The organism is Janthinobacterium svalbardense, assembly GCF_002327145.1.
GTDB classification, from domain to species: domain Bacteria; phylum Pseudomonadota; class Gammaproteobacteria; order Burkholderiales; family Burkholderiaceae_D; genus Janthinobacterium; species Janthinobacterium tructae.
In genome coordinates this window covers 2501862-2512475 of the sequence record NZ_CP023422.1, presented here as the reverse complement: position 1 = coordinate 2512475, position 10614 = coordinate 2501862, and the positions used below count along the sequence as shown (strand labels likewise).

10 protein-coding genes and 2 tRNA genes are annotated in these 10614 nt (G+C 66.5%); 10 read left to right on the top strand and 2 right to left on the bottom strand.

All coding sequences use genetic code 11. The features are described from left to right. Nucleotides 1–34: 34 nt before the first annotated feature. On the top strand, nucleotides 35–1261 hold the full coding sequence (locus tag CNX70_RS11280) for an exonuclease SbcCD subunit D C-terminal domain-containing protein (RefSeq protein ID WP_096234753.1): 1227 nt from the start codon (nucleotides 35–37) through the stop codon (nucleotides 1259–1261). A 16-nt stretch (nucleotides 1262–1277) separates the two neighbouring features. Further along, nucleotides 1278–5036: an AAA family ATPase gene (locus CNX70_RS11275; RefSeq protein WP_096234752.1), complete on the top strand. Its 3759-nt coding sequence runs from the start codon at nucleotides 1278–1280 to the stop codon at nucleotides 5034–5036. Here the strand turns inward: CNX70_RS11275 and CNX70_RS28525 are convergent. Continuing rightward, entirely contained in the window at nucleotides 5033–5200 is a 168-nt protein-coding gene (locus CNX70_RS28525) for a hypothetical protein (protein ID WP_167389643.1), read from the bottom strand. The two genes, CNX70_RS11275 and CNX70_RS28525, sit on opposite strands and share 4 nt — an antisense overlap. A gap of 178 nt (nucleotides 5201–5378) precedes the next feature. On the opposite strand from CNX70_RS28525, the gene CNX70_RS11270 reads away from it, so the two are divergent. From CNX70_RS11270 to CNX70_RS11250, 5 genes are all read left to right on the top strand, one after another. Beyond that, nucleotides 5379–5588 carry a hypothetical protein gene (locus CNX70_RS11270; protein ID WP_096234751.1) on the top strand — a complete coding sequence of 70 codons (210 nt, stop codon included), beginning with the start codon at nucleotides 5379–5381 and terminating at the stop codon, nucleotides 5586–5588. A 61-nt stretch (nucleotides 5589–5649) separates the two neighbouring features. Next, on the top strand, nucleotides 5650–6498 hold the full coding sequence (locus CNX70_RS11265; protein WP_096234750.1) for a hypothetical protein: 849 nt from the start codon (nucleotides 5650–5652) through the stop codon (nucleotides 6496–6498). A gap of 58 nt (nucleotides 6499–6556) precedes the next feature. Beyond that, nucleotides 6557–7735, top strand: coding sequence for a methyltransferase (locus CNX70_RS11260; RefSeq protein ID WP_167389642.1), 1179 nt, complete (start codon nucleotides 6557–6559; stop codon nucleotides 7733–7735). A gap of 56 nt (nucleotides 7736–7791) precedes the next feature. Further along, nucleotides 7792–7868: transfer RNA gene (locus tag CNX70_RS11255), tRNA-Met, on the top strand. 144 nt (nucleotides 7869–8012) lie between these two features. Beyond that, nucleotides 8013–8089: transfer RNA gene (locus CNX70_RS11250), tRNA-Met, on the top strand. A 66-nt stretch (nucleotides 8090–8155) separates the two neighbouring features. On the opposite strand, the gene CNX70_RS11245 is transcribed toward CNX70_RS11250, so the two are convergent. Then, nucleotides 8156–8716, bottom strand: coding sequence for a hypothetical protein (locus CNX70_RS11245; protein WP_157750985.1), 561 nt, complete (start codon nucleotides 8714–8716; stop codon nucleotides 8156–8158). On the opposite strand from CNX70_RS11245, the gene CNX70_RS28155 reads away from it, so the two are divergent. The 3 genes from CNX70_RS28155 (at nucleotide 8700) to CNX70_RS11235 (ending at nucleotide 10561) form a co-directional block, all read left to right on the top strand. Beyond that, nucleotides 8700–8969 (top strand): hypothetical protein, encoded by a 270-nt coding sequence (locus CNX70_RS28155; RefSeq protein WP_157750984.1) that lies wholly within the window; start codon nucleotides 8700–8702, stop codon nucleotides 8967–8969. The genes CNX70_RS11245 and CNX70_RS28155 overlap by 17 nt on opposite strands. 67 nt (nucleotides 8970–9036) lie before the next feature. Then, nucleotides 9037–9555: a sigma-70 family RNA polymerase sigma factor gene (locus CNX70_RS11240; RefSeq protein WP_096234747.1), complete on the top strand. Its 519-nt coding sequence runs from the start codon at nucleotides 9037–9039 to the stop codon at nucleotides 9553–9555. A gap of 1 nt (nucleotide 9556) precedes the next feature. Beyond that, on the top strand, nucleotides 9557–10561 hold the full coding sequence (locus CNX70_RS11235; protein WP_096234746.1) for a FecR domain-containing protein: 1005 nt from the start codon (nucleotides 9557–9559) through the stop codon (nucleotides 10559–10561). Nucleotides 10562–10614 lie beyond the last annotated feature (53 nt).

The window sequence follows — 10614 nt, the reverse complement described above, 5'->3', positions numbered from 1 at the left end:
TATTGGCGCCTGTCTTCCCTACCCTTGCCCCATCATGCGCCTGCTGCACACTTCCGACTGGCATCTGGGCCAGACCCTGCACAATTATGAACGGGGCTACGAACACCAGCGCTTCCTCGACTGGCTGCTGGGCACCCTCGTGGCCGAACGTGTCGACGTGCTGCTCGTCGCCGGCGACGTGTTCGACAACGCCAACCCGTCGGCCGCCTCGCAAAAGCAGCTGTACGTGTTCCTGCAGCAGGCGCGCGCGCGCCTGCCCGCGCTGCAGCTGATCATCGTCGCCGGCAACCACGATTCGGCCGGACGGCTCGAAGCGCCCGGCCCCCTGCTGGCAGCACATGGCACGCACGTCATCGGCCATCTGCTGCGCGGCGACGATGGCCAGATCGACCTGGAACGCCTGCTGCTGCCGCTCACCGGCAGCGATGGGCAAGTGCGCGCCTGGTGCCTTGCCGTGCCCTTTTTGCGCCCCGGCGACGTGCCGAAACTGCCCGCCGGCGACACTCAGGATGCCTACCTGGGCGGCATCGCCCTGCTGTACCGCCAATTGACGGACCTGGCGCTGGCGCGCCGCCAGCCGGGCCAAGCCATCCTTGCCATGGGCCACTGCCACATGGTGGGCGGCGAAATGTCCAACGATTCGGAACGCCGCATCGTCATTGGCGGCACCGAGATGCTGCCGTCGGGGATTTTTGATACGTCCATCACGTATGCGGCGCTGGGCCATTTGCACAAGGCGCAGGCCGTGGGCGGCCAGGAACACATCCGCTATTGCGGCAGCCCGATTCCCCTGTCGTTTGCCGAAGTGAACTACCGCCACCAGGTGCTGTGCCTCGATATCGACGGTGAAACGCTGCAGGCGGTGCGCGCCATCGAGGTGCCGCGCGCCGTGCCCCTCTTGCGCGTGCCCGCCACGCCGGCGCCGATAGCCGAAGTGCTGGCGCAGCTGGCGGCCCTCGACGTACCTGGCGCACCGGCCGAGGCGCAACCGTTCCTGGAAGTGCGCGTGCGCCTGGACTCGCCCGAGCCGGGCCTGCGCACGCGCATCGAAACGGCGCTCGATGGCAAGCCCGTGCGCCTGGCGAAGATCGAAACCTCAAGCGCCGCGCGCAGCAGCGCACCCGAGAACATGACGCTCGACCAATTGGGCCAGCTGCAGCCCGACGACATCTTCCGCCGCCTGTACCTGCAAAAATACGCCAGGGAAGCGCCGCCAGAACTCCTCTCGGCGCTGGCCGAACTGCTGCTGCCCGGCGCCTGAATGCTCCTGAAAAACCATGAAAATCCTGAAAATCAGCGGTAAAAACCTGGCCTCGCTGGCCGGCGAATTTGAAGTCGACTTCCAGCAGGAGCCGCTGGCGTCCGCCGGCCTGTTCGCCATCAGCGGCCCCACGGGCGCGGGCAAGAGCACCCTGCTCGACGCCCTGTGCCTGGCCCTGTACGACGCCACGCCGCGCCTGCTGAAAGTGCTGGGACGGGGCAGCGCCCTGCCCGACGTGGGCAAGGAAACCGTCAACGCCCAGGATACGCGCACCCTGCTGCGCCGCGGCACGCCGGACGGCTACGCGCAAGTGGACTTCGTCGGCAACGACGGCACCAGCTACCGCGCGCGCTGGAGCGTGCGCCGCTCGCGCACCCGGGCCGAAGGGGCGCTGCAGGCGACCGCCATGAGCTTGCACCAGCTGCCCGCACTGCAGCCCATCGGCGGCACCAAGACGGAAGTCAAGGAAGAGATCGAAAAACGCATCGGCCTGTCCTTCGACCAGTTTACGCGCGCCGTACTGCTGGCGCAGAACGAATTCTCAACATTCCTGAAGACGGAAGACAATGAACGGGGTGAATTGCTGGAAACCCTGACGGGCAGCAGCATCTATACCGACATTTCCATGCGCGCCTTCGAGCGGGCAAAGAAGGAAAAGCAGATCCTCGAACGCCTGGGCGAAAAACTGGCCGACCAGCGGCCCTTGTCGCCGCAAGAGCGCAGCGACACCGAGGCGCTGTGCGGCGCGGCCGACACCACGCTGCAACACATCGACCTGCGCAAGGCGGTGCTGGAACTGCAGCAGCGCTGGCACCAGGAGACGCACAAGCTGCAAACCCAGGTGACGGCCGCGCAAGAGGCGCAGGACAGCGCGGATGCCGAACGCACCGCCGCGCAAGAACGCCGCACGGCGCTGGCGCAGTGGGAATTGCTGCAGCCGGCGCGGCCCCTCATCGACGAGGTAGCGCGCCTGGCCAGCGACATCGCCGGCAGCGGCGCAGCGCTGGAAGCGTCGCGCGTGCAGGCAGCGCAAGCCGTCGCCGCCGAAGCGCAACTGGCGCAGGCCGTGCAGCTGGCGACGGCGGCCTTGCTGGCCAGTGAAGCGGCGCAGCGCGATGCGGCGCCCCTGCTCGATCAAGCCAAGGCGCTCGACGCCGGCATCCTGGCGCAATTGCCCGCGCATGGCCAGGCATGGCAGGCCGCACAGGCCGCCGACCAGGCCAACGAGGCGGCGCGCAGCGCGCTGCAGGCACTGCAGCAGCGCCAGCACGCCGCGCTGGCGGAGCAGGAAGCGGGCCGCCAATGGCTGGCATCGCACCAGCAGTGGCAGGCGCTGGCGCAAGCGTGGCAGTTGTGGGAGCAATTGTTTGCCCAGGCAGGACAAGCGGCCGCGCAAGCCGATGCGGCCGACGCCAGCATGGCCGAGTCAAGACAGCTGGTGCGCCAGGCCGGAGACGCCACGCAGGCGGCGCAAGCGGCGCTGGCCAGCGCCGCTGACGCGCTGGCCGTGCGCGATGCGCAACGGCGCGAGGCGCAGGCAGCCGTACAAGCCATCGATGGCCAGGCACTGCAGGAACAGCGCGGCCAGCTGGAGGCGCACGCGCGCAGCTTGACCAGCGCGGAAAAAACCTGGAGCGAACTGGCACGCCAGCAGCAGGCGCTGGCGCACTGGCAAGCCAGGGCAGCCCAGCTGGCGCAGGCCGCGCAAACGGAAAGTACGGCATTAGCAAAGGCAGCGGCGCAAACGCCGCTGCTGGAAGCGCGCCTGGCGCAGGCGGAAAAGTCCTTGAAGGGCGCGGAAGCGGCATGCGCGGCCAGCGTCGAGCAACTGCGGGCCACTTTGCAGGACGAGCAGCCCTGCCCCGTCTGCGGCGCGCTGGAACACCCGTATAGCCACGCCGATGACGCCTTGCAGGCGATGCTGGCCAGCTTGCAGGATGAGGTACTGGCTTGCCGCATGCAAGCGCGCGGCAATGTGGAACAACTGGCCACGCACAAGGCGGCGCTGGCCGCCCATATGCACGAACAGGCACAGACGGCGGAAGAACTATCTGCACTGCCGTCCCTCATCGACAGCCTGAATGCACAGTGGCGGCCGCAAGCGGACACCTTACTACTGCCGCCGGCAAACCTGCGCGCAGACTGGTTCACGCAGCAGCTGGCAGCCAATGCGGCCGGCTTGCAGGCGCTGGCGCAGCAGGAGGCGGCGCTGCGCCAGGCCAGCGCGCGGCGTGAGCAGGCGCAGGCGGCATATGAACTGGCGTCCAGCGAGCACGCGCGCTGCACCAGCAGCGTCGCCGATGCACAGGCGCGGCTGGCGCAGTTGCAGGCGCAGCAAGCGGGCAACGCCGACAAGGGCGAGACGGCGCGCGCCGCGCTCGATGCCTTGCTGGCGCAGCTCGATGGCGCGTTCGCCGACGCCGACGGCGCCGAGGACTGGAAAGACAACTGGCGCGCCGGCCCGGCCGCCTTCCGCGCGGCGCGTGAAACGGAAAGCCGGCAATGGCTGAAACAGCAGGCGGACCAGGACCACCGCGGCCACGCGCTGGCCACCCTGGCCGCGCAGCTGGATGCGGCGCTGCTGGCCGCCGGCAAGGCGCAGCAAACGGCGCAGGAGACCCACGCCGCCTTTGCCGCCGCCGACAAACAGCGCACGACACTGCAAGCCGGGCGCAACGCGCTATGGCAGGGCCAAGCCCTGGCCGAGGTGGAAGGCGCGCTGGCAGGCGCCATCGCGCGTGCAAAAGATCAGCTGGCGCAGCAGCAAACGGCGGCGCAATCGGCCAGCCAAGTGCGCACACGCCTGGACGAAGCGTGCGCGCAGCTGGCGCAGCGCCTGACCGCCTTGCGTGAACAGGAACACGGCGCCACCGCCGCACTGCACGACTGGCTGCGCCAGTTCCAGCTTGCCCATCCTGGTCACGCGCCCGCCGACATGGCCGGCTTGCACGCGCACCTGGCCATCGCGCCGGACGCCATGCGCGCCGAACGCGACGCCCTGCAAGTGATCGCCGACCGCCACACGGCGGCCGTTTCCGTGCTGGCCGAACGCCGGCAGCAGCTGGCCGCGCATGTGCAGCAGCCGCCGGAAGCGCTGGAAATGGACGAGGCCGCGCTGCAGGTGGCGCTCGACGCGCTGGTGCAGGAACGCCAGGCAGCCAACCAGGAAGCGACGCGATTGCGCCTGGCCATCGCGCAGGACGACGCCAGGCGCCACAGCGCGCAAGCGATGCTGGCGCAAATCGAGGCGCAAGCCGTCATCGAGCGGCGCTGGGCCAGCCTGGATGAATTGATCGGCTCGGCCGACGGCAAGAAATTTCGCAACTACGCGCAGCAATTCACGCTGGAAGTGCTGCTCGGCTATGCCAATGCGCATTTGCAGCATCTGGCGCGCCGCTATCAGCTGGAACGCATCGACAATCCGGACAAGCCGTCGCTGGGCCTGATGGTGCGCGACCAGGACATGGGCGGCGAGCTGCGCTCCGTGCACTCGCTGTCGGGCGGCGAATCGTTCCTCGTCTCGCTGGCCCTGGCGCTGGGCCTGGCCTCGCTGTCCTCGAACCGGGTGCGCGTGGAATCGCTGTTCATCGACGAAGGCTTCGGCAGCCTGGACACGGAAACCCTGCGCGTGGCCATGGATGCGCTCGACGGCCTGCAAGCGATGGGCCGCAAGGTGGGCGTCATCTCGCACGTCCAGGAAATGACGGAACGCATCGCCACCCGCATCCTTGTGCAGCCGGGATCCGGCGGCAAGAGCGTGGTGACGGTGCGCTAGCGTGGCACAGGTTCGCGGCCCAGCCTGAGCAGATCCCAGCCCAGTTCACGGCGGATCTGTTCGGGGTCGGGCGGTGGCCGGCGCTGTGCCAGCTCCGCTTTCAGCCACTTCCTGACCAGCTCCTTGGCGGGCTGTACGGGCTTTTCCTTGTCATGCTTGTCCATGGTGCTACCTCTTCAATGGCGGTCAGACGACCTCCTATATACGTTCAACGTCATGGCGCGGATTCAGTTGACCTGCGCGTGGCGCAGATGCAACAACGTGTAACGATGGCCGGAGTGCGTTAAAATCGCCGCCTTCGCGCAGGCACCGCCTACGCCCCGCAACAATTCAAGGAACCCCATGAAAGCCGCCCGCAGCCTCACCTTCAAGTGCGTAAAATGTCACAAATCCATGCAGGTTTACCTGCAAAAAGTCTCCGCCTGCTCGCATATCCAGCCGTACCAGGGCATTTGCGCATGCGGCGAACTCAAGCGTCACGCCACGGGCCAGGCTGATGCCGTCAAGTCTTACCTGGCGTCGGCAGACGGTAACTGGGCGCACCACCACTAATGGTTAAAGTATGGGCGATTGTTGTCGTTAAATACGGTACACAGCCCATCTAGAACCGACCATGTCCCAGCTTTCCGCCCTTGCCAGCCGTCAACCCGCACCGAATACGCTGGCTGGCCAGCAGCCGTCCCGCACGGGCAGCGGCGCCACGGGGCTGGCCGGCTCGCCCCTGATGCAGCGTACGGCGCAAGACATGGTGGCCCTGTCAAAAAACGGCCTGGACCTGTCGGCCAAGGGACTCGCGCAACGGACCGATGCGCTGGGCAACGCCACTGTCGATGTGGCGCAAGATTTTCTAGGCAACATGACGCGCCAGCTGTTCGGCGACGGCGCCACGATCGCCTTCGATTCGGTCGACCTGCAAGCCGGTTCCAGCTTCAGCAGCGGCAGTGCCAGCATCTCGGGCACCAACGGCAGCAGCCGCGCCGCCGCCTTCAGCCTCGATGAAAACGCGCATTTCATCGGCAAGGGCAAGATCACCACGGCCGATGGCCAGACCTTCGACTTCGAACTGGAAGTGCAATATCAATCGAACATCAGCGCAGGCGCCTTGGCGCACAAGCAAGATGATGCGCAGGAAGTTCCGCCATCCGATGACGCCGCCCTGCCCGCCAAAGAGTTGCCCGCCACGACCTTCGCCGGCAATCTGCACGACCTGTTCAAGCTGCTGGGCCAGCAATTGCAAAGCAATCTCTATCAGGGCACGTCCGACGGCGCCAGCGCCAGTGGCAAGGATGGCGACCTGGCGGGCAGCCTGAGTTTGCGTTTGCTCAAGCTGGTGCAGCCTGACAATGCCGCAGAGGCCGCCAAAAAAACCGTGGAAACCACGCCCGCAGACCAGGCCCGCGCCCGCGCGCTGGCACTCGCCTATGGAACGGACAGCGCTGACGGCACGGCCAGCGACGTATAATGGAAGACGGCCTGCGCAGGCGACCATGCCGCGCGCCCCCTTCTATCGATTGAATCCCATGTCCGACACCTCTTCACCTACCGTTCATCCGCAGATCCACTGGAGCGAAAACGGCGCCGAGCATTCGGCCCGCTGGCGCTCGGAAAGCGGCATGCCGCCACCCAAGCGCGTCGTCATCGCCGATGATCGCACGACGGCCGACCAGGCTTACCGCATGGCCTGCGAAGGCACGGCCATGCTGTGGCGCGGCGACTTCCAGAACGCGCGCCAGCTGCTGCAGGCGCTGGCGCGGCGCGCCGACCACAAGAACGACAAACCCAGCAAAAAAGCCAAGGCCGCCAAGCTGGCGCAACCGGAACCATCCGCCACGCAAGCGTTTCACTTGCACCGCCAGGCCCAGTCGCAGCGCGCCCGCACGCTGGCCATGCTGCTGCTGCCTTTTGACGCCGACTACACGATCCCGCTGCGCCGCGCGCCGGACGTGAAACTGGCGTGCAATGAAGCGTATGGCCGTGGCGAAGAAGCGTTCGTCGCCTCGCTGCGCGAGCTGCTGGGCCTGATCGGTGCGCATGAATGGCGCCGCACGGGCGTGGAACTGCCGGCCTTGGGCCAGCGCATCCACCCGCATTACGGCGTGTTCGCGCCGATTCGCGGTGAATACGTGGGCCTGGTGGCGGACGCGCCGCTGCCCGCGCGCGCCAGCCTGGCCTTCGACATCGGCACCGGCACGGGCGTGCTGGCCGCCGTGCTGGCGCAGCGCGGCATCCAACGCATCGTCGCCACCGACCAGGACCCGCGCGCCCTGTCCTGCGCGCGCGAAAACCTGGCGCGCCTCGATTTGCTGGGCAAGGTCGATGTGCTGCAGGCCGACCTGTTCCCTGCGGGCCGCGCGCCGCTGGTCGTGTGCAATCCGCCGTGGCTGCCAGCCCGCCCCAGCTCGCCAATCGAATACGCCGTCTACGATCCGGACAGCCGCATGCTGCGCGGCTTCCTCGCCGGCCTGGCCGAACACCTGGAAGCAAACGGCGAAGGCTGGCTGATTTTATCGGACCTGGCCGAGCACCTGGGCCTGCGCCCGCGCGCGCAATTGCTGGAATGGATAGCGCAAGCGGGCTTGAAAGTGATCGACCGCCTGGACGTGAAACCCACGCACCCGCGCGCGCAAGATGCCACGGACAGCCTGCACGCGGCCCGCTCGAAGGAAATCACGTCGCTGTGGCGCCTGGCGGCAGCATAATCGAGGGTCTGAAACCAGGCCATTGCGCATTGCAGCAAACCCGGCTATAATTCGGCTGCGGGGTGGAGCAGTCTGGCAGCTCGTCGGGCTCATAACCCGAAGGTCACAGGTTCAAATCCTGTCCCCGCAACCAGATACATGAAAGCCGCTGATTCTTGCAAAGGGATCAGCGGCTTTTTCCATTGCGGCGCAGCATGTCAATGCCCCTCACGCAAAGCAAATGCCCTCGGTTGCAATCCGCTCTTTCGCAATGCAGCAAACTGCTATATAATTCGCCTGCGGGGTGGAGCAGTCTGGCAGCTCGTCGGGCTCATAACCCGAAGGTCACAGGTTCAAATCCTGTCCCCGCAACCAATACATAAAAACCGCTGACTCCTGCAAGGGATGCAGCGGTTTTTGCATTCCTGGCCTGGCCCACCTTTACGCGGTGACGCTGGCCCGGATCTGCCTGGCCGCCGCATGCAGGCTGGCCGCCACTCTTTCCAGCTTGTCGGCGCCCGCCGTTTCTGCCAGGGCGGCAAAGGCGCTGATATGCAACGTGGCCACCATCGCCGGCGACACTTCAAGTTCCAGCGCGGTCTTGCTCAATTCCGTCGATGCCTCGAGGTAAGGCTCGCTGCCCGCCTCGAAAGCCTGCTTGGTTTCCAGCAATTCCTGGCCACCTTCCGCCTTGGCCAGGCAAGCGTCGACCTTTTGCTGGAAGGCCGGCAAGGTATCACGCACGGGGCCGGGTTCAGGCGCAGGTTCCGGCTCCGCTGGTGCAGGAGCGGCAGGCGCCGGCTTGTCCACCATCGGCATGTCGCGCAATGTCAGCCAGCGCTCGACGGCAAGAAAATCGGCAAACGGCTCTTCTACCTTGGGATTCATCAGCCAGACCTCGCCCGTGCGCCAGTCGATCCGGGCGCCGCGCTCATTTCTCGCCAACAAAATATCCTTGCCACCATCGGCATTCGACACCCGCCCGATGTCGAGCCAGTTCATCAGTTCAGCCTGGCGCGACATCGCGTTGACCCGATGGAAAAAGGCCAACCATAAAAATCTGGCGACCAAAAGAACCAGGACACCGCCAACCATCCACATCATTTTGCGCTCCGCACCACATCGACAAGCCGCATTTTCTCACATGAAAGCTTGCGCCAAGGAAACTTTTACATCTGCCGTGCGCAAGCGCAAATGCCTTGCCGCAGGCGGCCCGGGCGCGCAGTCGCATTTCAGCAACGCCGCGTTTTCCTGATTGCCTGGCGTACGCCGCTGCGTTATTATGAGAACAATTCTCATTTAGATTAAGATGTCCTGTGCGCATGCTGTCCGCCCCTTCCCCGCAGTCCGATTTCCAGGCCCTGTATGCCGAGCACCACTCCTGGCTGCTGCACTGGCTGAAGCGTCGCCTGCACGACGCGGGGCTGGCGGGCGACCTGGCGCAGGATACCTTCCTCAAGATTTTCCTTGCACGCAGCAGTGCCGGGATCGCGCAGCCGCGCCCCTTCCTGGCCACCATCGCCAAGCGCCTGCTGGCCAATCACTGCCGGCGCGAAGAACTGGAACGGGCCTACCTCGACGCCCTGCGGCATCAGCCGCAAGCCTGCGCGCCCTCGCCGGAAGCGATGTCCATCCTGCTCGAATCGCTGCAACGGATCGACCGCGCGCTGGACCAGCTCTCCGCCAAGGCCAGGGCCGCCTTCCTGCTGGCCCACCTGGACGGCATGAGCTACGCCGAGATCGCCGCCGAACTGGGCACCACCACGCATTCCGTCAAAAAATACCTGAGCAAGGCCAATTTGCTGTGCTTTTTTGCCGTGCCCGATTTTGCCGCACCCTGACATGCGCACCGCCACCGTGTATGCACTGGGCCAGCCCATCGACCTGGCCATCGCCATGCAGGCAGCCGAATGGCTGACCACCCTGATGAGCGGCGTCGCCACGCCGGCGGAAAAGGCGGCCTGGCAAGCGTGGCGCCAGGCGCACCCCGACCATGAAAGGGCGTGGAAACACATCGAAAGCGCCAGCGGCGGCCTGCGCGAACTCGATGCGCAAGCGTGCCGCACGGCGCTGGCACGGCGTCCTGCCGCGCCAATCTCGCGCCGCAACAGCCTGCAACTGCTGGCGTGGGTTTCGACCATCGGCATCACGGGCTGGTTCGGCGCGCGCTCGCCCTACGCACCCGACATGGCCCGCGCCGCGCTGGCCGACATGGCCACGGGCGTGGGCGAGCGCCGCGAGCTGGCCCTGCCCGACGGCAGCCGTTTGCACCTGAACAGCGGCAGCGCCCTGAATATCCGCTTTACGGGCACGCAGCGCCTGCTGCAACTGGTGCAAGGGGAGGTATTCATCGCCACTGCCGGCGAAACGGGCCGGCCCTACCGCCCCTTCCTCGTCGAGACCGCGCATGGCCACGCCCAGGCGCTGGGCACGCGCTACTCGGTGCGCCAGGCGGACGGCAATACCCTGGTCGCCGTCGAAGAAGGCGCCGTGCGGCTGACGCCGCGCCATGGCGACGGCAACCGCGTGATCCATGCGGGCCAGGGCGGCGGCATGACGGCGCAACAGGTCTTGCCCGCGCACGCCGTCTCGCCCGACATCTGGGCCTGGCGCCAGGGCTTGCTGCTGGCCGACGCCATGCCGCTGCGCGACTTCCTGCATGAATTGAGCCGCTACCGCCACGGCTTGCAGGGCTGCGACGATGCCGTCGCCGGCCTGCGCATTTCCGGCGTCTTCCCGCTGGCCGACCTGGACGCCGTGCTGCTGTCGCTGCCCGACTCCCTGCCCGTCGATGTGCGCCTGCGCACGCGCTACTGGGTGCAGGTGGAAGCGCGCCGGCAGCGCTAAGCATTTATTTAGACGCCAGCGCAAAAAAAAGTACCCGCTTTCGCTTTTCGCGT

Coding starts and splice junctions, on each gene's coding strand:
- CNX70_RS11265 (WP_096234750.1), top strand. CDS start 5,650: ATGTCCCAGCTTTCCGCCCTTGCCAGCCGTCAACCCGCACCGAATACG.
- CNX70_RS11260 (WP_167389642.1), top strand. CDS start 6,557: ATGTCCGACACCTCTTCACCTACCGTTCATCCGCAGATCCACTGGAGC.
- CNX70_RS11280 (WP_096234753.1), top strand. CDS start 35: ATGCGCCTGCTGCACACTTCCGACTGGCATCTGGGCCAGACCCTGCAC.
- CNX70_RS11245 (WP_157750985.1), bottom strand. CDS start 8,716: ATGAACTGGCTCGACATCGGGCGGGTGTCGAATGCCGATGGTGGCAAG.
- CNX70_RS11240 (WP_096234747.1), top strand. CDS start 9,037: ATGCTGTCCGCCCCTTCCCCGCAGTCCGATTTCCAGGCCCTGTATGCC.
- CNX70_RS28525 (WP_167389643.1), bottom strand. CDS start 5,200: ATGGACAAGCATGACAAGGAAAAGCCCGTACAGCCCGCCAAGGAGCTG.
- CNX70_RS11270 (WP_096234751.1), top strand. CDS start 5,379: ATGAAAGCCGCCCGCAGCCTCACCTTCAAGTGCGTAAAATGTCACAAA.
- CNX70_RS28155 (WP_157750984.1), top strand. CDS start 8,700: ATGTCGAGCCAGTTCATCAGTTCAGCCTGGCGCGACATCGCGTTGACC.
- CNX70_RS11275 (WP_096234752.1), top strand. CDS start 1,278: ATGAAAATCCTGAAAATCAGCGGTAAAAACCTGGCCTCGCTGGCCGGC.
- CNX70_RS11235 (WP_096234746.1), top strand. CDS start 9,557: ATGCGCACCGCCACCGTGTATGCACTGGGCCAGCCCATCGACCTGGCC.